This is a genomic window from Phenylobacterium sp. J367, assembly GCF_024699985.1.
In the GTDB taxonomy this organism is placed as follows: Bacteria; Pseudomonadota; Alphaproteobacteria; order Caulobacterales; family Caulobacteraceae; genus Phenylobacterium.
Genome location: NZ_JAJONA010000001.1, coordinates 3,133,253 through 3,157,236, shown reverse-complemented (window position 1 = coordinate 3,157,236; position 23,984 = coordinate 3,133,253). Strand labels below are relative to the sequence as shown.

General features: G+C 68.6%; 19 protein-coding genes and 2 pseudogenes. 5 read left to right on the top strand and 16 right to left on the bottom strand.

Annotated features, from left to right (window positions below):
* Positions 1 to 34: 34 nt before the first annotated feature.
* From LRS04_RS16875 to LRS04_RS16860, 4 genes and pseudogenes are all read right to left on the bottom strand, one after another.
* On the bottom strand, positions 35 to 1,615 hold the full coding sequence (locus LRS04_RS16875; protein ID WP_257817338.1) for an alpha-N-arabinofuranosidase: 1,581 nt from the start codon (positions 1,613 to 1,615) through the stop codon (positions 35 to 37).
* A gap of 43 nt (positions 1,616 to 1,658) precedes the next feature.
* The gene (locus tag LRS04_RS16870) at positions 1,659 to 2,504 is read right to left on the bottom strand and encodes an alpha/beta hydrolase (protein ID WP_257817337.1); all 846 of its coding nucleotides are present in this window, start codon (positions 2,502 to 2,504) and stop codon (positions 1,659 to 1,661) included.
* Positions 2,505 to 2,771: 267 nt separating this feature from the next.
* A complete protein-coding gene (locus tag LRS04_RS16865) occupies positions 2,772 to 3,122 on the bottom strand; it encodes a hypothetical protein (RefSeq protein WP_257819268.1) in 351 nt (116 codons plus the stop codon).
* Between the two features lie 106 nt (positions 3,123 to 3,228).
* Positions 3,229 to 3,315 (bottom strand): annotated as a pseudogene (locus LRS04_RS16860) (glutathione S-transferase family protein); the annotation flags it as partial.
* A 224-nt stretch (positions 3,316 to 3,539) separates the two neighbouring features.
* Here LRS04_RS16860 and LRS04_RS16855 point away from each other — a divergent pair.
* Positions 3,540 to 3,908, top strand: a complete 369-nt coding sequence (locus LRS04_RS16855; protein WP_257817336.1) for a DUF2200 domain-containing protein — start codon at positions 3,540 to 3,542, stop codon at positions 3,906 to 3,908.
* A gap of 6 nt (positions 3,909 to 3,914) precedes the next feature.
* Here the strand turns inward: LRS04_RS16855 and LRS04_RS16850 are convergent, their stop codons facing one another.
* Together LRS04_RS16850 and LRS04_RS16845 are read right to left on the bottom strand one after the other, a co-directional pair.
* Positions 3,915 to 4,913 carry a class 1 fructose-bisphosphatase gene (locus LRS04_RS16850; RefSeq protein WP_308238165.1) on the bottom strand — a complete coding sequence of 333 codons (999 nt, stop codon included), beginning with the start codon at positions 4,911 to 4,913 and terminating at the stop codon, positions 3,915 to 3,917.
* 81 nt (positions 4,914 to 4,994) lie between these two features.
* Positions 4,995 to 5,933, bottom strand: a complete 939-nt coding sequence (locus tag LRS04_RS16845; RefSeq protein ID WP_257817335.1) for an alpha/beta hydrolase — start codon at positions 5,931 to 5,933, stop codon at positions 4,995 to 4,997.
* Positions 5,934 to 5,993: 60 nt separating this feature from the next.
* Between LRS04_RS16845 and LRS04_RS16840 the strand changes: the two genes are divergently transcribed.
* On the top strand, positions 5,994 to 7,556 hold the full coding sequence (locus tag LRS04_RS16840; protein WP_257817334.1) for a carboxylesterase/lipase family protein: 1,563 nt from the start codon (positions 5,994 to 5,996) through the stop codon (positions 7,554 to 7,556).
* On the opposite strand, the gene LRS04_RS16835 is transcribed toward LRS04_RS16840, so the two are convergent.
* The 9 genes and pseudogenes from LRS04_RS16835 to LRS04_RS16800 all read right to left on the bottom strand — a co-directional run.
* On the bottom strand, positions 7,553 to 8,521 hold the full coding sequence (locus tag LRS04_RS16835) for a UDP-glucuronic acid decarboxylase family protein (protein ID WP_257817333.1): 969 nt from the start codon (positions 8,519 to 8,521) through the stop codon (positions 7,553 to 7,555). The two genes, LRS04_RS16840 and LRS04_RS16835, sit on opposite strands and share 4 nt — an antisense overlap.
* Before the next feature lie 22 nt (positions 8,522 to 8,543).
* Positions 8,544 to 9,269 carry a class I SAM-dependent methyltransferase gene (locus LRS04_RS16830; protein WP_257817332.1) on the bottom strand — a complete coding sequence of 242 codons (726 nt, stop codon included), beginning with the start codon at positions 9,267 to 9,269 and terminating at the stop codon, positions 8,544 to 8,546.
* Between the two features lie 11 nt (positions 9,270 to 9,280).
* Complete coding sequence (locus LRS04_RS16825) at positions 9,281 to 9,865, bottom strand: hypothetical protein (protein WP_257817331.1); 585 nt, start codon at positions 9,863 to 9,865, stop codon at positions 9,281 to 9,283.
* Positions 9,866 to 10,153: 288 nt separating this feature from the next.
* Entirely contained in the window at positions 10,154 to 10,930 is a 777-nt protein-coding gene (locus LRS04_RS16820; protein ID WP_257817330.1) for a class I SAM-dependent methyltransferase, read from the bottom strand.
* Positions 10,931 to 10,969: 39 nt separating this feature from the next.
* Positions 10,970 to 13,048: an N-acetylglucosamine transferase gene (locus tag LRS04_RS16815; RefSeq protein WP_257817329.1), complete on the bottom strand. Its 2,079-nt coding sequence runs from the start codon at positions 13,046 to 13,048 to the stop codon at positions 10,970 to 10,972.
* A 194-nt stretch (positions 13,049 to 13,242) separates the two neighbouring features.
* On the bottom strand, positions 13,243 to 15,201 hold the full coding sequence (locus LRS04_RS16810; RefSeq protein ID WP_257819164.1) for an ice nucleation protein: 1,959 nt from the start codon (positions 15,199 to 15,201) through the stop codon (positions 13,243 to 13,245).
* Positions 15,107 to 16,819: an ice nucleation protein gene (locus LRS04_RS16805; protein ID WP_257817328.1), complete on the bottom strand. Its 1,713-nt coding sequence runs from the start codon at positions 16,817 to 16,819 to the stop codon at positions 15,107 to 15,109. The genes LRS04_RS16810 and LRS04_RS16805 overlap by 95 nt, the downstream gene beginning before the upstream one ends.
* A gap of 112 nt (positions 16,820 to 16,931) precedes the next feature.
* The gene (locus LRS04_RS28190) at positions 16,932 to 17,660 is read right to left on the bottom strand and encodes a hypothetical protein (RefSeq protein ID WP_374577238.1); all 729 of its coding nucleotides are present in this window, start codon (positions 17,658 to 17,660) and stop codon (positions 16,932 to 16,934) included.
* Positions 17,661 to 17,922: 262 nt separating this feature from the next.
* Positions 17,923 to 21,933, bottom strand: a pseudogene (locus LRS04_RS16800) (beta strand repeat-containing protein); the annotation flags it as partial.
* A gap of 86 nt (positions 21,934 to 22,019) precedes the next feature.
* On the opposite strand from LRS04_RS16800, the gene LRS04_RS16795 reads away from it, so the two are divergent.
* From LRS04_RS16795 to LRS04_RS16780, 3 genes are all read left to right on the top strand, one after another.
* Positions 22,020 to 22,220, top strand: a complete 201-nt coding sequence (locus LRS04_RS16795; RefSeq protein ID WP_257817326.1) for a hypothetical protein — start codon at positions 22,020 to 22,022, stop codon at positions 22,218 to 22,220.
* A gap of 575 nt (positions 22,221 to 22,795) precedes the next feature.
* Positions 22,796 to 22,921 carry a TadE/TadG family type IV pilus assembly protein gene (locus LRS04_RS27015; protein ID WP_308238164.1) on the top strand — a complete coding sequence of 42 codons (126 nt, stop codon included), beginning with the start codon at positions 22,796 to 22,798 and terminating at the stop codon, positions 22,919 to 22,921.
* 204 nt (positions 22,922 to 23,125) lie between these two features.
* Positions 23,126 to 23,527 carry a hypothetical protein gene (locus LRS04_RS16780; RefSeq protein WP_257817325.1) on the top strand — a complete coding sequence of 134 codons (402 nt, stop codon included), beginning with the start codon at positions 23,126 to 23,128 and terminating at the stop codon, positions 23,525 to 23,527.
* Positions 23,528 to 23,606: 79 nt separating this feature from the next.
* On the opposite strand, the gene LRS04_RS16775 is transcribed toward LRS04_RS16780, so the two are convergent.
* The gene (locus tag LRS04_RS16775) at positions 23,607 to 23,867 is read right to left on the bottom strand and encodes an SWIB/MDM2 domain-containing protein (protein ID WP_257817324.1); all 261 of its coding nucleotides are present in this window, start codon (positions 23,865 to 23,867) and stop codon (positions 23,607 to 23,609) included.
* Between the last annotated feature and the right edge of the window lie 117 nt (positions 23,868 to 23,984).

Below are 23,984 nucleotides of genomic sequence, written 5' to 3'. Positions count from 1 at the left end.
CAGCCCCCCACCCCGCGAACCCGCGCCCCGCCGTTCAGAAGTCGAGCTTCACGACGGTCACCGACCTCGGCGGCAGGCGCAGGCTGAGGCGGCCGCCCCGGGCCTCGGCGGAGATCCGCCGCGGGACCACGACGTCCGGCGCCTGGAAGGTGTTGTGCGCGCTGACCTCAGCCGCCGTCAGCACCTCGCCGGCCGCGGCGCGGGCCCGCCGTCCGGCCACCTGGGGCTCGACCTCGGCCGCCTCCCGCGGATTCAGGTTGGTGAGGGCCAGCCAGACCGAACCGTCCTTGGCCCGCACCGCTGCGGCGTCGAGGCCCGGGAGGACCACGTCGCCCGACCGGTACTCGCCCTTCGCGAAGTCCACCGGCAGGAAGGTCGCGTCCTGGAACGGCGTGTACATCCGGAACACGTGATAGGTCGGCGTCAGCACCATCTTGTCGCCATCCGTCAGGATCATCGCCTGCAGGACGTTGACCATCTGGGCGATGTTGGCGACCCGCACCCGGTCGGCGTGCCGGGCGAAGATGTTGATGTTCAGCGCCGCCAGGATCGCGTCGCGCAGCGAGTTCTGCTGGATCAGGAAGCCGGGGTTCGTGCCGGGCGCGGGCGCGAGCCACACGCCCCACTCGTCGACCGCCAGGAACACCTTCTTCTCCGGGTCGTACCTGTCCATGATCGCGGTGTGCTTGGCGATCCGGCCATCCATGGTCAGGGTCTCCTTCAGGAGCCTGGCGTACTCGGGCTCCCCGAACCCGGTGGAGGCGTAGGACGGGGGCCAGCCGCCGGTGGTGTAGAAGTGCAGCGACAGGCCCTCGATGCTCCACGCCCAGGTCCGGTCCTTCCAGGCCTTCATCACCTCTTCTGTGTATTCGGTCTTGTCGCCGTCCGGCCCCACCGCGATCCGCTGCATCGCGGCCTCGCCGGTCTGTGCCGTGTCGAAGTTGCGGACGTAGCGGGCATACAGCTTGAGCTGGTCGACGTAGAACTCACCGCTCATCGAGCCGCCGCAGCCCCAGTTCTCGTTGCCGATGCCGAGGAACTTCACCTTGTAAGGCTGAGGATGGCCGTTGGCCGCGCGTTCCTTCCCGAGCGCCGTCGTGGTGGGCGCGGTCATGTAGCCCAGCCAGTCGGCGGCCTCTTTCACGGTTCCGGAGCCGACGTTCACCGACACATAGGCCTCGGCGCCGATCTGGTCGGCGAAGTCCATGAACTCGTGCGTGCCGAAGGTATTGGGCTCCAGCGCATTGCCCCAGTTGGCGTTGATGCCCACCGGGCGCTGGCTGGCCGGGCCGATGCCGTCGCGCCAGTGGTACTCGTCGGCGAAGCAGCCGCCGGGCCAGCGGACGTTGGGCACCTTCAGGGCCTTCAGCGCGCCCACCACGTCGCTGCGGATGCCGCGCACGTTCGGGATCTTGGAGTCGGGACCGACCCACACGCCGTCGTAGATGCCGTAGCCCAGGTGCTCGGCGAACTGGCCGAAGATGTGACGGTCCACCACCGGGCCCGGCTTCGCCGCGTCGATGGAGATGCGGGTGGCTTGGGCGTCTGCCGCCCGAGGCGCGGCGAGCGCGAAGGCCAGCAGGCCGGCCGCCGCGATCCATGATCTTCCGTTCAAGGCATCCTCCCGATCGAACTGTCTTGTGATTTGGGCCCGCGCCTCAGGCCTTCGGCTTGAGCCAGCCGTGCATGTCCATCCAGCGGACGAAGGCGTCGAACCAGCCGGTGCTGGTCGTCGCCTTCGGGTACATGCCGAACCCGTGTCCGCCCTGTTCGTAGAGGTGGAACTCCACCGGCCGCTTCGCCGCCCGCCAGCTGTCGACCAGGCCGTAGCCGCCGCTTCCGAACAGCGGATCGTCGGCGGCCAGGGCCACGAAGAGCGGCGGCGCGTCGGGCGGGACTGTCACGGCGGAAAGCGGGCCGTAGATGTCGCCGATGAAGGCGGGCCTGGCGTCCTCGCCGACCAGCGTCGTGGCCATGGTCAGCATCGCCCCGGCCGAGAAGCCGACCATGCCGATCCGGTCGGGGTCGACGTCCCACTCGGCCGAGCGGCGGCGGATCAGGGCGAAGGCCGCGCGGGCGTCGGCGATCTGCGGCGCGAGCTCTGTCGCCATGCGGTCCGGCGCAGGACGCGGCGGGCGGGTGGCGGCCGACGAAAACATCTCGGCCATGGCGCGCTCGAAGCCCGGCAGGTCGGCCGGCGTCGGATTCAGCCGGTACTTCAGGACGAAGGCCGCCACGCCGCGGTCGGCGAGCGCGCGGGCCACGTCCCAGCCCTCGTTCTCCATGGAGAGCGTCCGGAAGCCGCCGCCCGGCGCCACCACGACCGCGGTCCCGGTGGCCTTCTTCGGGTTGGGGAGAAAGGGCGTGAGGGTCGCGACCGTTACGTTCCGCGCGAACCGGCTGCCGTACTGCTGGTGCCAGGTTTCCGGCGCGGTCGCATTGGGCAGCGGCCCGGTGCCGAGCGTGATCGCGGCCGGCTGGTCCGGTACCCGGATCGGAGTCATCCGATCGCTCTGCGCGGCGGCAGGCCGGCCTGCGAAGGCCAGGAGCAGGGCCACAAGGCCCGCGGACAATGCCTTCCGTCGGCCGATCCGTCGCGCCATTCAACCCTCCCCCAGCCCACGGTTCTGACCCGCCCGCACAAATAGTCATATTATTTGGTTATCTGCGAGTCGCCAGGCTTGATGCGCGCCCGTTGACGGAGCCGCGGGGCGGCGCGCCGCCTCGGTACGTCGGCGGCTTCGTCAGAGGTTCGATCTGAGCCCGGGCGATCAGCTCCCCGACACGGCCTTGAAGACCGCCAGTTGCGCCGCGAAGGCTCGCTGGTAGGCCGGCCGCGCCTCGCCGCGGGCGATGTAGGCTCCGAGGCGAGGATATTCCGCCAGCAGGCCGGAGGTCCCGAGCCTCTGGAGCACATGCACCATCATCAGGTCGCCGGCGCTGAACGCCCCGTCCAGCCACGGGGCGTCGCCGAGGCGGGCGGAGAGGTCCTTGAGCCGCACCCGGATGCGGTCGTCGATCGCCGGCAAGCGCTCCACAGTCCACGGCCGGTCGCGCTCCAGCAGCATGGCGGTCTGGCGCTCCAGGATCGGCGGCTCGACAGTGTTCACCGCCGCGAACATCCAGCCGATCGCCCTCGCCCGGCCCCCCGGCGTCCTCCGGCAGCAGGCCCGGATGGCGCTCGGCGATGTGCAGGATGATCGCCCCGGACTCGAAGAGGACCAGGTCGCCCTCCTCATAGGTCGGGATCTGGCCGAAGGGATGGCGCGCCAGGTGCTCCGGCTGCTTCAGGGCGGCGAAGGCGAGCAGCCGCACGTCATAAGGCTGGCCGACCTCCTCCAGAGCCCAGCGGACCCGCGTGTCCCGCGCCAGTCACTGCCCCCTGTCCGGCGAGGCTTCGAAGGCGGTGATGGTCGGCGTCATCGGCGTCTCCTTTCCACGTCCGCCGAAGGACGCCCGGCCGGCGGCGTTTCCGACAAGGGGCGCGCGCCGGCGGAAGATGCTACCTCTCGCCCACGCGCGAATAGGAGGCGGCCCCGATGGCGACGAGCACCCCGCACCGGATCTACGCAATGAGCTTCGCCAGCGTCTATCCGCTCTACGTCGCCAAGGCGGAGAAGAAGGGCCGCACCCGGTCCGAGGTCGACGAGATCATCCGCTGGCTGACCGGCTTCAGCCAGGCGGAGCTGGAGAGCCACATCGCCGCGAAGACCGACTTCGAGGGGTTCTTCGCCGCGGCCCCGCTGAACCCGGCGCGCAACCTGATCACCGGCGTGGTCTGCGGCGTCCGCGTCGAGGCCATCGAGGAGCCGCTGATGCGCGAGATCCGCTATCTCGACAAGCTCATCGACGAACTCGCCAGGGGCAAGGCGATGGCGAAGATCCTCCGGACGCCCGTGGGGGCCTGAGCCGCCTCAGGCGGGCTGCAGCGCCGCCTCGTGGGCCTTCTGCAGGCGCTCGACCTCGGCGGCCGACCCCAGCATCACCGAGACCCGCTGGTGCAGGCCGGTGGGCTTTGCATCGAGCGTGGGCCCGAAGCCGTCGTAGGACGCGCCGCCGGCCTGCTCCATGACCATCGCCATGGGGTTGGCCTCGTACATCAGGCGAAGTTTCCCGGCCCGGTCCGGCTCGCGGGCGTCCCACGGGTAGAGGAAGACCCCGCCGCGCATGGCTATCCGGTGGACGTCGGCCACCATCGAGGCGATCCAGCGCATGTTGAAGTTCTTGCCCCGGCAGCCGGTCTCGCCCGCCAGGCAGTCCTCGATGTAGGCGCGCACCGGCGGGGCCCAGTGGCGCATGTTCGAGGCGTTGATGGCGAATTCCTTTGTTTCCGCCGGGACCTGGACCTTCTCGGCGGTCTGCAGCCACTCGCCGGTCACCGGGTCCAGGGTGAAGACTGTCGTCCCATCGCCGAGCGTGAAGACCAGCGTCGTCTGCGGGCCATAGACCACATAGCCGGCGGCGACCTGGTTGCGGCCAGGCTGCAGGAAATCGGCCTCGGTGGCCTCGCGGGCCGCGTCGGCGGTCACCGGCAGGACGGAGAAGATGGTGCCGATGGAGACGTTGACATCGATGTTGCTGGAGCCGTCCAGCGGATCGAACAGCAGGAGGTAACGGGCCTCGGCGGTCACCGGGCGCACCGGATGGATGCTGTCCATCTCCTCGGAGGCCATGGCCGCCAGCGCCGGCGCCTTGGCGCAGGATTCCAGCAGGATGTCGTTGGAGATGACGTCGAGCTTCTTCTGGACCTCGCCCTGGACGTTCTCGCTCTCCAGCGCGCCCATGATCTCGTCCACCGCGCCCCGGCGGACGAGGGTGCTGATCGCGGCGCAGGCGTCCACCATGGCGTTCAGCAGTCCGGCCAGCCCCGGCTCGGCCGCGTCGGCCAGATAGGTCTGAAGCGTCACCGCCATCGTCTTCCCCCAGTACGCACGCGCGTCCGGATCCGCGCCCCTGCGCGGTCCCCGGCGATGAGCGTCAACGAGGCTTGATCGTCAAGGTTCCTGGCGGACTTGCCGCATCCACCAGGCATGGAACAGCTCAGGCGTCCGGGCCGCCGGCTTGCCGGCCGCGCCGCGCATCCCGAACCCGTGGCCGCCCTTCTGGAACCAGTGGGCCTCGGTCGGCACGCCCGCCGCCCGCAGCGATCCATACATTCTGAGCGAATTGTCCATCGGCACGCTGGCGTCGTCCGCGGCGTGGACCAGGAAGGTCGGCGGGGTCTGCCCTCTCACGCGCGTCTCCATGGAATAGGCTCGCGTCAGCGCCTCGCCGGCGTTGGCGCCCACCAGCTTCTCGCGCGATCCCGCGTGCACGATGGCCGGGTCCATGCTGATCACCGGATAGATCAGCCCGCCCGCGTCCGGCCGCGCCGACAGCATGTCGGCGGCGTCCTGCGGCGGATAGCTGGCCTCGGCGAAGCGGTTGAGGAGCTGCGCGGTTACGTGGCCACCGGCCGAGAAGCCCAGGGCCGCGACGCTGCCCTGCGTCTGGGCGCGCACGAGCCGGAGCGCCCGCTGCACGTCCTGCAGTGGGGCGTCGCGGCCGCCCGTCCAGCCGTCGGCCGGCAGGCGGTAGTAGAGGACATAGGCGGTGATCCCGCGCGCGGCGAGGAACCTCGCGAACTCGAAGCCTTCCTTGTCGACCACCACCCGGACATAGCCGCCGCCCGGCGCGATCAGGCAGGCGTGGCCGTTCGGCCGCCCGGGCCGGAAGACCGTCAGCCGGGGGTGGGTGATCGCCGTGACCGCCCGGTCCGGGGGCTGCCCCGGCCTGGCCCGGTCGAAGAGGCTCTCCACCAGCCCCTGCCCGCCCCCGCCGGGCGGCCCCTTCGGCCAGAGCGGGATCACCTCCGTCGGATCGGATTGCGCCGCCGCCACTGCGGGCGCGGCGGACAGGGCTCCGGCAAGCAGACGGCGGCGGTCGAGGTCCATGCGATCTCCTTGGCCGAATGCTACCGGTGTCATAGCCTGTGCGCCAAGGGAGCGAGCGTGATGGACCGGCGGACTCTGATCACCACGGCCGCGGCGGGCCTGATCCTGCCGTCCGTCGCCGCCCGGGCGGCGGACCACCCTGTCGCCAGGACCACCGCCGGCCGCGTGCGCGGCTACACGGACGGCGGGATCAAGGTCTTCAAAGGAATCCGCTACGGCGCCGACACCGCCCCCCGCCGCTTCCAGCCCCCCGCCCCGCCCGCGCCCTGGACCGGCGTCGCCGACGCCCTGGCCTACGGCTCCGCCTCGCCCCAGCCCGGCGCCGAGCCCGCCCAGTCCGAGGACTGCCTCTTCCTGAACGTCTGGGCGCCCGGCCTGCGCGACGGCGCCAGGCGGCCGGTGATGGTCTACTTCCACGGCGGCGCCTATTCGACCGGCTCCGGCTCCAGCCCGCTCTACGATGGGACGCGGCTCGCCCGCCGCGGCGACGTGGTGGTGGTCACCGTCAACCACCGCCTGAACGCCTTCGGCTACGCCTACCTCGCACGGCTGGGCGTCCCCGACTGGGCCGACAGCGGCAACGCCGGCCAGCTCGACCTCGTGCTGGCGCTCAGATGGGTCCGGGACAACATCGCCGAGTTCGGGGGCGACGCCTCCCGCGTCATGGTCTTCGGCCAGTCGGGCGGCGGGGCGAAGATCGCCACGCTCATGGCCATGCCGGCAGCCCAGGGCCTCTTCCACCGCGCCGCCACCATGAGCGGCCAGCAGGTGACGGCGTCCGGCCCGCTGAACGCTCACCAGCGCACCCTGGCCTGGCTCGACGCCCTGAAGCTGAAGCCGGAACAGGCCGACGCGCTGCGCACCCTGCCCGCCCAGCGCCTCGTGGAGGCCATGGGGGCCCGGGACCCGATCCTGCCCTATGGCGCGATCTACTTCGGCCCGGTGCTCGACGAGCGGAGCCTGAGGCGGCACCCCTTCTGGCCGGACGCTCCGCCGCTCGCCGCCGGCGTGCCGATGATCATCGGCAACACCCACGACGAGACCCGCGCCTTCCTGGGAAACGACGAGAGCAACTTCACCTTGGACTGGGCCGGCCTGCCGGCCCGGCTCGCCCCCAACCTGCGCGTGGACATCCAGCCCGAACTGGTGATCGCCCGCTACCGGGAGCTCTATCCGCACTACAGCCCGTCCGACGTCCTGTTCTCGGCGACCACCGCCTCACGGTCCTGGCGTGGCGCGATCATCGAGGCCGAGGCCCGCGCCCGCCAGGGCGCGCCCACCTGGGCCTATCAGCTCGACTTCCCGTCGCCCTCGCAGGGCGGGCGGCTGAAGGCCTTCCACACCCTCGACATCCCGCTGGTGTTCGACAACACGGCCGCGAAGGGGGCGCAGACGGGCGACGGGCCGGAGGCTCGCAAGGTCGCGGGCCTGATGAGCGACGCCTTCATCGCCCTCGCCCGGACGGGCGACCCGAACCACGCCGCCCTGCCCCGCTGGGAGCCCTATGGCCTGCCGAGGCGGCAGACGATGGTCTTCGACGCCGAAACCCGGCTGGTGGACGACCCCCGCGGCGCGGAGCGCGAGCTCTTCGCCAAGGTGCCGTACGTCCAGCCTGGAACCTAGACGCCGTTCGGCTGGGCCAGGTCTGCGTCGGAACGGATCAGGTCGTCGAAATAGGCGATGGTCTTCTTCAGGCCCTCGCGGAGCGGCACCTTCGGCTCCCAGCCCAGGTGTTCCTTGGCCTTGTCGATGATCGGCTGGCGCTGCATCGGGTCATCCTGCGGCAGCGGCCGGAATTCGATCTTCGACTTCGAGCCGGTGAGGTCGATGACGATCTCGGCCAGCTCGCGGATCGTGAACTCGCCGGGATTGCCGAGGTTGATGGGCCCGGTCACCTCGTCGCCGGTCGCCATGAAGCGCAGGAAGCCCTCCACAAGGTCGTCGACGTAGCAGAACGAGCGGGTCTGGTTGCCCTCGCCGTAGAGGGTGATGGACTCGCCCTTCAGCGCCTGGACCACGAAGTTCGACACCACCCGGCCGTCGTTCGGGTGCATCCGCGGGCCGTAGGTGTTGAAGATCCGCGCCACCTTGATGCGCAGGTTGTGCTGGCGGCGGTAGTCGAAGAACAGCGTCTCGGCGCAGCGCTTGCCCTCGTCGTAGCAGGAGCGGTAGCCGATCGGGTTGACGTTGCCCCAGTATTCCTCCGGCTGGGGGTGCACCGTCGGGTCGCCGTAGACCTCGCTGGTGGAGGCCTGGAAGATCTTCGCGCGACGCCGCTTGGCCAGGCCCAGCATGTTGATCGCCCCGTGCACCGAGGTCTTCGTCGTCTGCACCGGGTCGTACTGGTAGTGGATCGGCGAGGCCGGGCAGGCCAGGTTGTAGATCTCGTCGACCTCCACGAAGAGCGGGAAGGTCACGTCGTGGCGCATCAGCTCGAACCGCGGATTGGTCAGCAGGTGGGCCACGTTGCGCCGGGCGCCCGTGTAGAAGTTGTCGATGCACAGCACCTCGTGCCCCTGGTCGAGGAGCCGCTCGCAGAGGTGCGAGCCGAGGAAACCGGCGCCGCCGGTGACGAGAACGCGCTTCATTCTTCCAGTCCCCGGTCGGCGATCAGATGCTGACGCCGTTCTTGCGCAGGACGCAGATCAGGTAGCCGTTGTGCCAGTCGGTTTCCTTGCCGCTGGTCGGCGGCGTGGTGTCGTCGTCGGTCGTGCGCACCTCGATCTGGGTGCGGATCTCGAGACCGAGGTCGCGGATCGCATCCCAGGTGCCGGCGCGCACCGCAGGCCAGTTCCAGTCGTCGCAGATGAACACGAATTCGTCGGTCAGCGCATCCCAGGCGTAGGCCAGGGCGTCGTATTGGTCCTGGTAGGCGTGCGGACCGTCGAAAAGGTAGACGTTGAACTTGCCGATCGCCTTGTAATCGACCTTCCGGAAGTCCTCGAACAGCACGCTGGTGCGCGCGTTCAGGCCGCCGCAGTTGGCGAGGTTGGCGAAGAAATGCTGCACCGGGCCGCCGAACAGCGACCAGTTGTCGATCGCCGTCGCCTTGACCGTGTTGCCGAAGATCGCCGAGCAGAAGGTCGAGCCCGCCCATGAGCCGATCTCCAGGTAGCGCGGGTTGTTCACCAGGCCGATGAGGTTGTTCAGGAAATACCGGAACTTCCGGCCCGACATGCCCTCGATGTCGAGGACGTAGGGGACGAGCTTGCCCTGCTCGTTGCGGCCCTGCTCGAAGGCGAGCTGCACCGCCTCGACGAGGCTCGGCTGGGTGGCCGTCGTGATGGTGGGCTCGGGGAAGGCGATCACTTCCGCGGTGGCGGTGGCTTTCTTCATGGGTCAGTTCCTCAGGCGGCGGCGGCGGGCGCGAACGCCTGACCGGATTGTTGTGCGAGACCAGCCATGTAGCGCATCAGGTTCATGCTTCCCGCGAAGTGCAGGAAGTAGCACTTGCCCAGTTCCTTGCGCATGTGGTCGACGATGGCCGCCAGCTCCTTCGGGTCGGCGGCGGTGGTCGTGTTCGGGAAGTGGAGCGTCAGGATCTCCTGGACGATCCAGTTGAAGCGGGCGGAGATCCGGTGGACCAGCCCGCGGCGGAAGAGCTCGTGGGAGAGGTGGGGCTGTTCGTAGAGCCTGGTCAGCCCTTCCATGGCGTAGGTGTCGAGGAAGACCTGGTTGTGCAGGCGCGGCGCGAGCACCAGCACGCCGGTGTTGAGCATGGGCACCCCGGCGGGGATGCCGTCCTCCGCCATGCGGTTGCTCTCGTGCATCTCCCAGGCGCGGCCGGCCTGGTTGGGATCCACCTGCATGTTGTAGAGGCGCTCGAAATAGATGTGCTTGTCGGCCTCGGACATCTGGTCGCCGGACACGCAGACGCCCACCAGCCTGGGATCGGGGCACGACTGGGTGATGTCGGGCGCGGCCGGGGACATGACGATGTCGGCGTCGACCCAGACGATCCGGTCGTACTGGCTGGACCAGGGCTCGTTGAGGATCAGCAGCTTCTGCCAGGCCGGCGAGCGCGCCCTGCCCCGCTCCGAGGTGTCCAGGGGCGCCGGTGACGACGATGAGGTCGAAGCCGTGGCGCGCGCAGTAGGCCTCCCAGTTGGCCTGGCAGAGGGTCTGCCAGATCGCCTGGTACTCGTCGCCGATCACCAGGGAGACGATGGCCTTGCGGTGGGTGGGCTTGAAGCTGGCGCCCGGCCCCTGGACCACGAACATCAGGCCGCGCCCTTCAGGCTCGCGAGCGCCTCGCCGAAGGTGTCCTTGACCATGGTCTGACGGACCAGGTCGCGGTAGGCCGACAGCAGCTGGGTATTGTCCGAGAAGCACTCGAGATAGGCCGCGAGCTCGTCCGGGATGGTGTTGAACAGCACCGCCATGCCGGACGGCGTACGGGTGAGCAGGCGGCTCTGCAGGCCGGAGACGGCCTGGTTCTGCTTCATGCCCTCGGTCATCTTCCAGTTCACGACGTCGTGGAAGAGGTAGAAGCAGTCGTCGGACGCCACCTCGCGGCAGCCCATGAAGTCGGTGACGATGGCCTCGTTGGTGTGGACGGCGTCGATCAGGACGAAGTCGACGGGCCCGTCGAGGTGCTCGGCGCAGGACGGCTTGATCGCCTGGGGCGAGAGGCCGACCACCGCCTTGATCTTCAGCTTGTTCTCGGCGGACAGCTTGTTGGTCAGCTCGATGCCCAGCTCATAGGGGTCGATGGCGACGATCTTGGCCTTCGGGAAGGTCAGGGCGAGGGCGATCGTGCTCCAGCCGTGGGCGTTGCCGATGACCAGGATGTTCTTCGGCTTCAGGTAGTCGCGCAGGTGCTCGAGGAACATGATCTCGAACAGCGACAGGCCGGCGCAGCCGACGATGGAATTGCCGTCGAAGAAGCGCGTGAACGGCGCGTCCATCCAGTCGAACATGTGCTGGGTGGAGTGGCCGGTCAGCGGCCTCAGCCCCGCCGAATTGTAGATCTCGTGGAGCTTCGGCAGGATGGTCATCGACGGGGGCTTTCAGCGGGTCGCAATGAGTGGTGAGGGCTAGGCCGCCGCGGCGCGTTTGCGCCGTGCCGGTTCCGCCGCGAGGGGTCGTCCGTCCGCCGCAGCGGCGTGGGCTTCGGTCCAGATGAGGTGGTCGGGCGCGTTCGGACGGCGGCGGTGGGCCTGCGCCAGGCGCTCCAGGTAGAGGCCGTGGTAGTCCTCCACGGACTGCATTTCGACCGCCTCGTGGTCGAGCGAGACACCGACCTCGAGGTAGGGCTGCAGGCCGGTCAGCTTGGGCACGGGCAGACGGCCCTCGACGTAGTCGGCGCACATCTCCGCATAGAGGCCTTCCAGCTCGGCGGTCAGGCGGTCCATGTCGAAGAGGACACAGGTGTCGCGGCCGGCCTCCAGCCGCACGCGGAGCGCCGCGAGCTGGGCCGGGTCGCCCGCGAGCTCGACGGCGCGCTCCACATACTCGGCCTGGCTGTTGCAGATCAGCTCGGGCAGACCCGCGGCCGTGACCAGGCTGCCGCAGACGCGCGAGGCGAAGCTGCGGCCGGGCGCGGTCAGCACCGGCACGCCCATCCACAGCGCGTCCGACGCCGTCGTGTGGGCGCCGTAGGGCGAGGTGTCGAGGAACAGGTCGGCCAGCGGATAGCGGGCCAGGTGCTGGAAGTTGTGCAGCTTCGGCGCGAAGACCAGGCGGGACGGGGCGACCCCGTGGGCCTCCACGAAGTCGCACAGGCGCTTCTGGGTGGCGGGGATCGACTCCAGCAGCCACAGCACGCTGTTGGGGACGCGCTTCAGGATCTCCACCCAGCGCAGGACCGTCGCCTTGTTGAACTTCTGGACGCCGTTGAAGCAGCAGAACACGAAGGCGTCGTCCGGCAGGCCGAAGTCGGCGCGGTGCGGCCGGTTCTCGTCCACCCGCCGCCGCCGGTCGTTGGACTGGTAGCAGGGCAGCCGCAGGACCTTCTCCGAGTAGTACATCTCGGATTCCGGCGGGACGATGAAGTCGTCGGCGATGATGTACTGGTGGTACGGCGAGCCGGCGGTGCCGGGGAATCCCAGCCAGTTGACGATGATCGGCGCCGGACGGCGGGCGAAGAGCGCGCTGCGGGCGTCGCGGGTGTGGCCGTTGACGTCCACCAGGATGTCGATGCCGTCGGCCGCGATCTGGGCGGCGGCCTCGTCGTCGGACATCTGGCGGATGTCGCGCCAGTGCTCGATGGCGCCCTTGATCCGCTCGTGCAGCGCGCCCTGCGGCGGCACCCCGCAGTAGTAGGCGAACACCTCGACCTTGGAGCGGTCGTGCAGTTCGAACAGCTCCGCCATCAGGTAGCCGATGGCGTGGTCGCGCAGGTCGGACGAGACGTAGCCGACCCGGATGCGCCGGTTGGAGAGGTCGATCTCCACGTTGCGGCGGTCGTGCTCGCCGCCTTCCACGTCGGCCACCGCCTTCTCGACGAAGCGGGCGGCGTTGGCGAGCTGGAACAGCGGGTCGTCGGTGTAGCAGCTCACCGACAGCGGGTTGATGTTGCCCATGAGCGTCTTGCGCTCGATGTTTTCCCAGGGCGCGATCACCGGCCATTCGAGCTGGCCCAGCCGCATGGCGAAATACTGCTCCAGCACGTCCCGCTGTTCGGGGAGGATCTCGAGCGCCGCACGGAGCGCCGCCTCGGCCAGGTCCGGCCGGTTGATGTCGGAGCTGACGCGGCCGATCTGCTTCAGGGCGGTGATGACGAAGCCGACCGCCTTGCCGGTGATCGGGCCCGGTCGCTGGGCCAGCGTCCGCCAGGCCTCGATCCCCTGCTCGGGCTGACCGCCGCGCTCGAGGACGCCGCCGAGGTTGATGTAGGCCGGGGCGAAGTCGGGGGCGATGCTGATGGCCGTCTGCAGCGACGCGCAGGCGCCCGGCAGGTCGCCCATGTCGCTCTGGATCACCGCGCAGTTGAAATAGGCGACCTGGACCTGCGGGTGCTCGGCGTTGAGCTTCGCCCAGACCTGATAGACCTGGATCGCCTCGGCCGGCAGGCCGGCCTGCGTCAGTCGCGCCGCCGCGTCGATGACATCACCGATCGTCGCCTGGCCGGCGGTGATCTTCTGCATCGCGACAAGGAAAGCGTTCTCGGACATCGAGTTCTCGGGATCCCCCCGCGCGACGCACCCCCGGGGGCGAATCCACGCGTCGATTCGGCTTGGGAAATCATCGCACGCCGTTCGGCCCGGACAATCGTTCGGGAGGGCGTTTCAGGCGGATAGCGCCATCAAGCCGCACCCCGGACGGGTCCCCTCCCCGCCTGGGGCGGGAGAGGGTCTCATCCGTGGGATCAGGTGGCCTGGAGGTAGGCGTCCACCTGGCCCTGTTCGCCGGAGCCGTCGGCGTTGTCGAAGCTCTGCACCTGGGCCAGCGTGAAGGCGGCCGCCTGGGTCGTCGTCATCGAGAGGATGTTCGTCGACGTCAGGTGGTCGAGCTGGGTGGTGGTCAGCGCCGCGACCTGCGAGGTGGTCAGGGAGTCGATCTGGGTCGTCGTCAGGGCGCCGATGATGTCGGTGGTGAGCGCCGCGACCTGGGTCCCGGTCAGCGCCGACATCTGGGTGCTCGTCAGTTCCCCGAACTCCGCCACATCCAGGGCCCTCACCTGGGTCGTGGTCAGGCCCTTGATCTGGGTCTCGAACAGCGCCTGCACCTGGGTGCTGGTCAGCTGGTTGAAGTTGGTCGACCCGAGCGCCCCCACCTGGGTCGCCGTCAGCGCCTGCAACTGGGTCGAGGTGATCTCGGCCATGTCGTCGGTGGTCAGACCGCCCAGCTGGGTGGCCGTCAGGGCCTTGAGCTGGGTCGTCGTCAGGGCGCGCATTTGGGTGGTGTCGAGGGCCGACAGGTTGGTGGCCCCCAGGCCCGCGACCTGCTGCGTGCTGAGCTGGCTGATCTGGGTCGAGGTGAAGTCGGCCATGTCGGCGGTGTCGATGCCGACCAGCTGCGTGGCCGTGAGGCCCTTCAGCTGGGTCGAGTCGAGCGCCCCCACCTCGGTCGAGGTCAGGGATCCCAGATTGGTGGTCGAGAGCGCCCCCAGTTGGGTGGAGGTCAGCGCCGTCACCTGGGTCGACGTCAGCTTGTCGAAGTCCGCGGAGTCGATGGTCCGCAGCTGGGTCGAGGTCAGGCCCTTCACCTGGGTCGTGCTGAGCGAGCTCAGCTCGGCGGTGTCGAGGGCCGCAAGCGCCGTGGTCGTGAGCGAGCCGACCTGGGTGGCCGTCAGGCCCTGCAGCTGGGTGGAGGTCAGCTCACCGATGTTCGTGCTGGAGATCTTCGAGAGCTGGACGGTGGTGAGCGCGCCAAGCTGGGTCGAGGTGATCTCGGACATGTCGTCGGTAGTCAGGCCCTCCAGCTGGGTCGTCGTCAGCCCCTTGATCTGGGTGGTCGTCATCGCCTGGACCTGCGTCGTGTCGAGCGCATTCAGGTTGGACGAGCCAAGGGCGGCGATCTGGCTGGAGGACAGGGCCGCGATCTGGGTCGACGTGAAGTCGGCCATGTCGTCGGTCGCCATCCCGCCCAGCTGACTGGTGGTCAGGCCCTTCACCTGGGTCTCGGTCAGCGACCGGACCTGGGTGGAGGTCAGCTGGGTGAAGTTGGTCGAGCCCATGCCGGCCAGTTGCGTGGCGCTGAGCGCCTGCAGCTGGGTGGTCGTCAGGTCGGCCACGTCGGCGGTGTCGAGGCCCACGAGCTGGGTCGTGGTGAGACCCTTCACCTGGGTCGCGGTCAGCGCCTGCTGCTGGGTCGTCGTCAGGGCCGCCAGGTTGGTGGAGCCCATGCCGGCGACCTGGGTCGAGGACAGCTGGCTGATCTGCGTCGAGGTGAACTCGTTGATGTCGGCGGTGTCGATGCCGGCCAGCTGGGTGGTCGTCAGACCCTTCAGCTGGGTCTCGGTCAGCGCCTGCGCCTCGGTGGTGGTCAGCGAGGCGAAGTTGGTCGCCGTCAGGGCCCCGAGCTGCGTCGAGGTCAGCGCCGTCACCTGGGTCGACGTCAGCTTGTCGAAGTCGGCCGAGTCGATGGTCCGCAGCTGGGTCGCCGTGAGGCCGGCCACCTGGGTGGTGTTCAGCGAGCTGAGCTCGGCGGTGTCGAAGGCCGACAGCGCCGTGGTCGTCAGCGAGCCGACCTGCGTCGCGGTCAGGCCCTGCAGCTGGGTCGTCGTCAGCTCACCGAGGTTGGTGGTCGAGACCTTGCCGAGCTGCTGGGTGGTCAGGGCGCCGATCTGGGTGGAGGTGAGCTCCGCCATGTCGTCGGTGGTCAGCCCCTCGACCTGGGCGGTGGTCAGCCCCTTGATCTGGGTCGTGGTCAGCGCGCCCATCTGGGTCGCGTCGAGCGCCGAGAGGTTGGCCGCCCCCCATCCCGGCCACCTGGGTCGCCGTCAGGGCGGCCACCTGGGTGGAGGTGAAGTCGGCCATGTCGGCGGTGTCGATGCCCGAGAGCTGAGCCGTCGAGAGGCCCTTCACCTGGGTCTCGGTCAGCGACCGGACCTGGGTCGAGGTCAGCTGGGCGAAGTTCGTCGAGCCCATGCCGGCCAGTTGCGTGGCCGAGAGGGCCTGCAGCTGGGTGGTCGTCAGGTCGGCCACGTCGGCGGTGTCCATGCCGGCGAGCTGGGTCGTCGTCAGGGCCTTCACCTGGGTGGTGGTCAGCGCCTGCTGCTGGGTCGTGGTCAGGGCCGCCAGGTTGGTGGAGCCCATGCCCGCGACCTGGGTCGAGGACAGCTGGCTGATCTGCGTCGAGGTGAACTCGTTGATGTCGGCCGTGTCGATGCCGGCCAGCTGGGTCGCCGTCAGGCCCTTCAGCTGGGTCTCGGTCAGCGCCTGGGCTTCCGTCGTCGTCAGCGAAGCGAAGTTGGTGGTGGTGAGCGCCCCGAGTTGCGTCGAGGTCAGCGCCGTCACCTGGGTCGACGTCAGCTTGTCGAAGTCCGCCGAGTCGATGGTCCGCAGCTGGGTCGCCGTCAGGCCGGCCACCTGGGTGGTGTTCAGCGAGCTGAGCTCGGCCGTGTCGAAGGCCGACAGCGCCGTGGTCGTCAGCGAGCCGAGCTGGGTCGCGGTCAGGCCCTGCAGCTGGGTGGTGGTCAGCTCACCGAGGTTGGTGGTCGTGAGCTGCCCGAGCTGTTGGGTGGTGAGCGCGCCGATCTGGGTCGAGGTGAGCTCGGCCACGTCGTCGGTGGTCAGGTTCCCGACCTGGGCGTTGGTCAGCCCCTTGATCTGGGTCGTGGTCAGCGCGCCCATCTGGGTCGCGTCGAGCGCGTTCAGGTTGGTCGAGCCGAGCGCCGCCACCTGGGTCGCCGTCAGGGCGGCCACCTGGGTGGAGGTGAAGTCGGCCATGTCGGCGGTGTCGATACCGCCGAGCTGAACCGTCGAGAGGCCCCTCACCTGCGTCTCGGTCAGCGACCGGACCTGGGTCGAGGTCAGCTGGGCGAAGTTCGTCGAGCCCATGCCGGCCAGTTGCGTGGCGCTGAGGGCCTGCAGCTGGGTGGTCGTCAGGTCGGCCACGTCGGCGGTGTCCATGCCGGCGAGCTGGGTCGTCGTCAGGGCCTTCACCTGGGTGGTCGTCAGCGCCTGCTGCTGGGTCGTCGTCAGGGCCGCCAGGTTGGTGGAGCCCATGCCGGCGACCTGGGTCGAGGACAGCTGGCTGATCTGCGTCGAGGTGAACTCGTTGATGTCGGCCGTGTCGATGCCGGCCAGCTGGGTGGCCGTCAGGCCCTTCAGCTGGGTCTCGGTCAGCGCCTGGGCTTCCGTCGTCGTCAGCGAGGCGAAGTTGGTGGTGGTCAGGGCCCCGAGTTGCGTCGAGGTCAGCGCCGTCACCTGGGTCGACGTCAGCTTGTCGAAGTCCGCCGAGTCGATGGTCCGCAGCTGGGTCGCCGTCAGGCCGGCCACCTGGGTGGTGTTCAGCGAGCTGAGCTCGGCGGTGTCGAAGGCCGACAGCGCCGTGGTCGTCAGCGAGCCGACCTGCGTCGCGGTCAGGCCCGTGAGCTGGGTCGTCGTCAGTTCACCAAGGTTGGTGGTCGTGAGCTTGCCGAGCTGCTGGGTGGTCAGGGGCGCCGAGCTGGGTCGAGGTGATCTCGGCCATGTCGTCGGTGGTCAGCCCTTCGAGCTGCGACGTGGTCAGCCCCTTGATCTGGGTCGTGGTCAGCGCGCCCATCTGGGTCGCGTCGAGCGCGTTCAGGTTGGTCGAGCCGAGGGCCGCCACCTGGGTCGCCGACAGCGCCTGGATCTGGGTGGAGGTGAAGTCGGCCATGTCGGTCGACGCCATGCCGCCCAGCTGGGCCGTCGTCAGGCCCTTGATCTGGGTGGTGGTCAGCGACTGGACCTGGGTGGAGGTCAGCTGGCTGAAGTTCGTCGAGCCCATGCCGGCCAGTTGCGTGGCCGAGAGGGCCTGCAGCTGGGTGGTCGTCAGGTCGGCCACGTCGGCGGTGTCGATGCCGGCCAGCTGGGTCGTGGTGAGACCCTTCACCTGGGTGGTCGTCAGGGCCTGCTGCTGGGTGGTCGTCAGGGCCGCCAGGTTGGTGGAGCCCATGCCCGCGACCTGAGTCGAGGACAGCTGGCTGATCTGCGTCGAGGTGAACTCGTTGATGTCGGCCGTGTCGATGCCGGCCAGCTGGGTCGCCGTCAGGCCCTTCAGCTGGGTGGAGTCGAGCGCCTGGGCCTCCGTTGTGGTCAGCGACGACAGGTTGGTGGTCGTCAGGGCCCCGAGCTGGGTCGAGGAGAACGCCGTCACCTGGGTCGAGGTCAGCTTGTCGAAGTCGGCCGAGTCGATGGTCCGCAGCTGGGTCGCCGTCAGGCCCTTCACCTGGGTGGTGTTCAGCGAGCTGAGCTCGGCGGTGTCGAAGGCCGACAGCGCCGTGGTCGTCAGCGAGCCGACCTGCGTCGCGGTCAGGCCCTGCAGCTGGGTGGTGGTCAGTTCGGCGAGGTTCGTGGTCGAGATCTTGCCGAGCTGCGCCGTGGTCAGGGGCGCCGAGCTGGGTCGAGGTGATCTCGGCCATGTCGTCGGTGGTCAGGCCCTCGAGCTGCGAGGTGGTCAGCGCCTTCACCTGGGTGGTGGTCAGCGCGCCCATCTGGGTCGAGTTCAGGGCGGACAGGTTGGTCGAGCCCATCCCGCCAATCTGCGTCGCCGTCAGCGCCGCCACCTGGGTGGAGGTGAAGTCGGCCATGTCGGCAGTGTCGATGCCCGAGAGCTGGGTCGACGAGAGACCCTTCACCTGGGTGGTCGTCAGCGACTGGACCTGGGTCGAGGTCAGCTGGGCGAAGTTCGTCGAGCCCATGGCCGACAGCTGGGTGCCCGAAAGCGCGCCAAGCTGGGTCGTCGTCAGGTCCGCCACGTCGGCGGTGTCAAGACCCGAAAGCTGGCTCGCCGTGAGCCCTTTCATCTGGGTCGTGGTCAGCGCCTGCTGCTGGGTCGTGGTCAGGGCCGCCAGGTTGGTGGAGCCCATGCCCGCGACCTGGGTCGAGGACAGCTGGCTGATCTGCGTCGAGGTCAGCTCGTTGATGTCCGCCGTGTCGATACCGGCGAGCTGGGTGGTCGTCAGGCCCTTGAGCTGGGTCTCGGTCAGCGCCTGGGCTTCCGTCGTCGTCAGCGAGGCCAGGTTGGTGGTGGTCAGCGCCCCGAGCTGGGTCGAGGAGAACGCGCCGAGCTGGGTCGAGGTCAGCTTGTCGAAGTCGGCCGAGTCGATGGTCCGCAGCTGGGTCGCCGTCAGGCCCTTCACCTGGGTGGTGCTGAGCGAACTGAGCTGGGCGGTGTCCAGGGCGGAGAGCGTGGTCGTGGTCAGGGCGCCGATCTGCGACGTCGTCAGGCCCTGGAGTTGGGTGGTCGTCAGCTCGGCCAGGTTGGTCGAGGAGACCTTGCCGATCTGGGCCGCGGAAAGGGCGCCGACCTGGGTCGACGTCAGTTCGGCCATGTCGTCGGTGGTCAGCCCTTCGAGCTGCGACGTGGTCAGCGCCTTCACCTGGGTGGTGGTCAGGGCGCCCATCTGGGTGGAGTTCAGGGCCGACAGGTTGGTCGAGCCCATGCCCGCGACCTGCGTCGCCGACAGCGCCGCCACCTGGGTCGAGGTGAAGTCGGCCATGTCGGCCGTGTCGATACCCGAGAGCTGGGCCGCGCTCAGGCCCTTCACCTGGGTGGTCGTCAGCGCCTGGACCTGGGTCGAGGTCAGCTGGGCGAAGTTCGTCGAGCCCATCGCCGACAGCTGGGTGGCCGAGAGACCCTGCAGCTGGGTCGTCGTCAGGTCGGCCACGTCGGCGGTGTCCATCCCCAGGAGCTGGGTGGCGGTCACGCCCTTCAGCTGGGTGGTGGTCAGGGCCTGCTGCTGGGTGGTGGTCAGGGCGGCGAAGTTGGTCGAGCCCATGCCCGCGACCTGGGTCGAGGACAGCTGGCTGATCTGCGTCGAGGTGAACTCGTTGATGTCGGCCGTGTCGATGCCGGCCAGCTGGGTCGCCGTCAGGCCCTTCAGCTGGGTGGAGTCGAGCGCCTGGGCTTCCGTCGTCGTCAGCGAGGACAGGTTCGTGGTGGTCAGGGCGCCGAGCTGCGTCGAGGTGAGCGCCGTCACCTGGGTCGAGGTCAGCTTGTCGAAGTCGGCCGCGTCGATCGCCTTCAACTGGGTGGTCGTGAGGCCCTTCACCTGGGTCGTGCTGAGCGAGCTCAGCTCGGCCGTGTCGATGGCCGACAGGGTCGTGGTGGTCAGCGAGCCGAGCTGGGTCGACGTCAGGCCGGTCAGCTGGGTCGTGGTCAGCTCGGCGATGTTCTCCGAAGCGATCTTGGTCAGCTGGGCCGTCGTCAGGGCGCCGAGCTGGGTCGAGGTCAGCTCCGCGATGTCGTCGGTCGTCAGGCCCTGGAGCTGGGTGGTGGTCAGCGCCTTGATCTGCGTGGTCGTCAGGGCGCCCATCTGGGTCGAGTTCAGGGCGTTGAGGTTGGTCGAGCCCATGGCCGCGACCTGCGCCGCGCTCAGCACGGTCAGCTGGGTCGAGGTGAAGTCGGCCATGTCGGCCGTGTCCATGCTCGACAGCTGGACGGTCGTGAGGCCCTTGATCTGGGTGGTGGTCAGCGCCTGGACCTGGGTCGAGGTCAGCTGGCTGAAGTTCGTCGAGCCCATGCCGGCCAGTTGGGTCGCGGAGAGACCCTGGAGCTGGGTCGTGGTGAAGTCCGCGACGTCGGCCGTATCCATGCCGACCAGCTGGCTCGCCGTGAGGTTCTTCAGCTGGGTGGTGGTCAGCGCCTGCTGTTGCGTCGTCGTCAGGGCGGCGAAGTTGGTCGCGCCGAGGCCGGCGACCTGGGTCGCCGAGAGCTGGCTGATCTGGGTGGCGGTGAACTCGCCGACGTCGGCGGTGTCGATGCCGGCCAGCTGGGTCGCCGTCAGGCCCTTCAGCTGGGTGGAGTCGAGGAGCTGGACCTCGGTGGTGGTCAGCGAGGCGAAGTTGGTCGAGGACAGCGCGCCCAGTTGGGTCGACGACAGCGAGGCGACCTGGGTCTCCGTCAGCTTGTCGAAGTTCGCCGGGTCCAGCGTCTTCAGCTGGCTGGCCGTCAGGCCCTTGAGCTGCGTGGTGCTCAGCGAGCCGAGCTGCGCCGTGTCGAGGCTGCCGAGGGCCGTGCTGGTCAGGGCGCCGATCTGCGTCGTCGTCAGGCCCTGGAGCTGGGTGGTGGTCAACTCGACAAGGTTCGTCGTCGAGACCGCGTTGAGCTGGGCCGCCGTCAGGGCTCCGAGATGGGTCGAGGTCAGCTCGGCGACGTCGTCCGTGGTCAGGTTCTGAAGCTGGTTGAGCGTCAGGCCCTTCACCTGGGTGGTCGTCAGCGCGCCCATCTGGGTCGAGTTCAGCGCGTTGAGGTTCGTGGAGCCCATGCCGCCGATCTGCGTCGCCGTCAGCGCCGCGACCTGGGTCGAGGTGAAGTCGGCGATGTCGGCGGAATCCATGCCCGACAGCTGGGCGACGGACAGGCCCTTCACCTGGGTGGTGGTCAGCGCCTGGACCTGGGTCGAGGTCAGGGCGCCGAAATTGGTCGAGCCAAGCGCGGCGAGCTGGGTCGAGGCGAGCGATTGCAGCTGGGTCGTCGTCAGCTCGCTCATGTCGTCCGTCGACAGATTGCTGAGCTGGCTGGAGGTCAGGCCCTTCACCTGGGTGGTGGTGAGGGCGTTCATCTGGGTCGTGTCGAGCGCCGAGAAGGCGGTCGTGGTCAGGGCGCCGAGCTGGGTGGCGCTGAACGACTGGATCTGGGTCGAGGTGAACTCGGCCATGTCCGTGTCGCTCAGCGACCTCAGCTGAGTCGGAGTCAGGGCTTTGATCTGGGTGGAGCCGAGCGCCCGGATCTGGGTGCTGTCCATCGCCTGCACGCCCGTCGTCGTCAGGGCGGCGAGCTGGGTGGAGGCCAGGCCGGCGATCTGGGTGGAGGTGAACTCCTGGACGTCGCCGTCGGCGAGGCCGGCCATCTGGCTGGTCGTCAGCCCCTTCAGCTGGGTCGTCGTCAGGGCCTGGAAGGTCGCGGTGTCGAGCGAATTCAGGTTCGTCGTCGAAAGCGCGCCAAGCTGGGTCGAGCTGAAGGCCTGGACCTGGGTCGAGGTCAGCTCGCCGAAGTCATCCGACGACAGCGTCTTGAGCTGGGTGGCCGTGAGGCCGCCGATCTGGGTCGTCGTCAGCGCCTGCACCTGGCCGGTGTCCAGCGCCGCCAGGTTGGTGGTCGAAAGCTGCGACAGCTGGCTCGTCGTCAGTCCGCCCAACTGGGTGGTCGTCAGCGCCGAGAACTGCGCGGAGTCGAGGACCTTGATCTGCGAGGTGTTGAGCGCGCCGATCTGGGTCGAGGTGAACTCGCCCATGTCGTCGGTGGTGAGGCCCTTGATCTGCGAGGTGGTGAGCGCCTTGACCTGGGTCGTGGTCAGGCCCTGGATCTGGGTCGTGTCGAGCGAGGCCAGGCTCGTGGAGGAGATCGCCGCCAGCTGAGTCGTCTTCAGCGCCGTCAGGTGGGTCGTGTCGAACGCCGTGACCTGGGTGGTGGTCAGTGCGCCCATCTGGGCGGCGTTGAACACCGCCAGTTGGGTGGTGTCGAAGACCACCGCGTTCTGGAAGTAGGGGGATCTGGTCGGCCTTGAGCCCCTTGACCGTCGCCGACGAGATCGCGCCCACCTGGGTGCTGGTCAGCGCAGTGATGCCGGTCGTGCTGATCGCCCCCAACTGGGCCGATGACAGCTGGCTCATGTCCGTCGTGGACAGGCTTTGGATTGTCGCTGCCGACAGCGCCGCAATCTGCTGCGTCGAGAGGCTGGAGATACCCATTAGTCCACCTTGTGCAGTGTAGGCGCCCGGATCGGTCGGTCAGCTAAGAAAAACGAAATGCTAAGAACACAACTGGTGCTTTTCGCACCCGTTACGCACATCAGGAGTCTCTTACCAACTCGTTACACCGAGTCGTTTCTTCCGCCTCCGGCCTACCCATAGTGAGGCAGGAAGACGCAGGGAGACCCCCCGTTCTTCATGCGAAGACTTGGTTAGACTGTGGCGGGTTGTCGCACTGACAAGGTTTAGCCACATTCACCAAGCGCCCGTGCGGGCGCCAAGGCCGTGATCCTGTGGCCAAACGCGAAGATCATCAGGCATCGATATTTGGCGCGATACAGCACAGCTTCAGTGCACCGTAGGCTGACGAGCTTCGGCTGATGTCCGTGTACCGACTGAGAATCAGCGGCTTGTGTCAGAGACATCTTGCGGGGGTCGCCCAGTTCGCCTCCCGGCACTGGTTGTGACCGCACGCACGCCGTGCGCGCCGGCCGAAGAATCCGGCGTTGTTCTTCTGCGAGTATCGGAAAGTCCCACGGTGGGGAGGTCCTCGGCGATTCTGCTGGGCGCGCCGGCGCGCGACCGGCGCCCGCCGCGGTGGAGCTGGCGCTGATTGCGCCGCTTCTGCTCCTGCTGCTCTGCGGCCTGGTCGACGCCTCGCGCCTGATCCTCCAGACCCTGCAGGTCAGTGCGAGAACCGGGACGATGAAGGCCGAGGAATAGGCTGCGCGCCCGCCGGCCACGCTCACCGTGCCGATGATCACCTTCATCCTGCCACCATTGTTCGTTGTACTGATCGGACCGGCGATCATGCAGGCGCTGGGCGCCATGGCGGCCGGATGAGGCCGTGCTAGCGTCGCGGCCAGGGAGGAACTGAATGGTCCGGGTCGCAGCCTGGGCGGCTGCAGCAACGGCCGCGATCGCCGCATGGCCCGCCTTGGCCCAGCCCTATGTCCGCGCCGATTGCGCGCTGGCGCGCCCGCGGCCTTCGACAGCCCCATCCACGCCCGCTGGAACCAGCGCTTCTGGACCGGCGAGTGCAAGAGCCTCCCGTGGACCTGCATGCCCGGTGAGCCGAACTGGAATTCCGTGGTCGACCGGCTCGTGGCGAAGGCCCAGGCCGCGCAGAAGGCGGCGGTGAAGGTTCAGGCGTGCCGCCTGGGCGGCCTGATCGGGCATGAATGGTCGCGGGCCAAGCCCGTCCGGCGGATCGACACCGCCGACCTGCAGGCCTTCCTGCGCGAGGTGAACGCCGCGCCGGACGTCGGCCAGGGCCTGACGCGGGTCGAGCATCGCGTCCGCAGCAAGCTTTCGGCTCCCAGGGACTGATCGGCAAAGAAAAACCCCGCCGACCGGCAGGTCGACGGGGCTTCCAAGGCAGTGACGGGCGAACCCGTCCCCGGCCGACCTACTTCAGGTGCTTGGCCAGGTGCTTGTTCATCTCGAACATGGAGACCTTGTCCTTGCCATCGAAGACCGGCTTCAGCTTGGCGTCGGCGACGATCTCGCGCTTGTTCGCAGGATTCTGCAGGTTGTTCTTCTTGATGTAGTCCCAGATCTTGGAGACCACTTCCCCACGCGACAGCTGACCAGAACCGACCACGGCGGCCAGTTCGGAAGACGGCGTAAGCGGCTTTTGCAGGGCGTTGGTTTTCTTGGTGTCGGCCATTGGGCTCCCCCAGCTAATATTCAGGCGCCCGCCCCGACGCACGTTCGAGGGCTGAGTCGCTTTCGCTATCCTAGGCACACGCAGCGAGGCGCGCCACTCCTAGAGCGCGCCAGAGCG

Coding starts and splice junctions, on each gene's coding strand:
- LRS04_RS16870 (WP_257817337.1), bottom strand. CDS start 2,504: ATGACTCCGATCCGGGTACCGGACCAGCCGGCCGCGATCACGCTCGGC.
- LRS04_RS16865 (WP_257819268.1), bottom strand. CDS start 3,122: ATGTTCGCGGCGGTGAACACTGTCGAGCCGCCGATCCTGGAGCGCCAG.
- LRS04_RS16855 (WP_257817336.1), top strand. CDS start 3,540: ATGGCGACGAGCACCCCGCACCGGATCTACGCAATGAGCTTCGCCAGC.
- LRS04_RS16850 (WP_308238165.1), bottom strand. CDS start 4,913: ATGGCGGTGACGCTTCAGACCTATCTGGCCGACGCGGCCGAGCCGGGG.
- LRS04_RS16845 (WP_257817335.1), bottom strand. CDS start 5,933: ATGGACCTCGACCGCCGCCGTCTGCTTGCCGGAGCCCTGTCCGCCGCG.
- LRS04_RS16840 (WP_257817334.1), top strand. CDS start 5,994: ATGGACCGGCGGACTCTGATCACCACGGCCGCGGCGGGCCTGATCCTG.
- LRS04_RS16835 (WP_257817333.1), bottom strand. CDS start 8,521: ATGAAGCGCGTTCTCGTCACCGGCGGCGCCGGTTTCCTCGGCTCGCAC.
- LRS04_RS16830 (WP_257817332.1), bottom strand. CDS start 9,269: ATGAAGAAAGCCACCGCCACCGCGGAAGTGATCGCCTTCCCCGAGCCC.
- LRS04_RS16825 (WP_257817331.1), bottom strand. CDS start 9,865: ATGTCCCCGGCCGCGCCCGACATCACCCAGTCGTGCCCCGATCCCAGG.
- LRS04_RS16820 (WP_257817330.1), bottom strand. CDS start 10,930: ATGACCATCCTGCCGAAGCTCCACGAGATCTACAATTCGGCGGGGCTG.
- LRS04_RS16815 (WP_257817329.1), bottom strand. CDS start 13,048: ATGTCCGAGAACGCTTTCCTTGTCGCGATGCAGAAGATCACCGCCGGC.
- LRS04_RS16780 (WP_257817325.1), top strand. CDS start 23,126: ATGGCCCGCCTTGGCCCAGCCCTATGTCCGCGCCGATTGCGCGCTGGC.
- LRS04_RS16775 (WP_257817324.1), bottom strand. CDS start 23,867: ATGGCCGACACCAAGAAAACCAACGCCCTGCAAAAGCCGCTTACGCCG.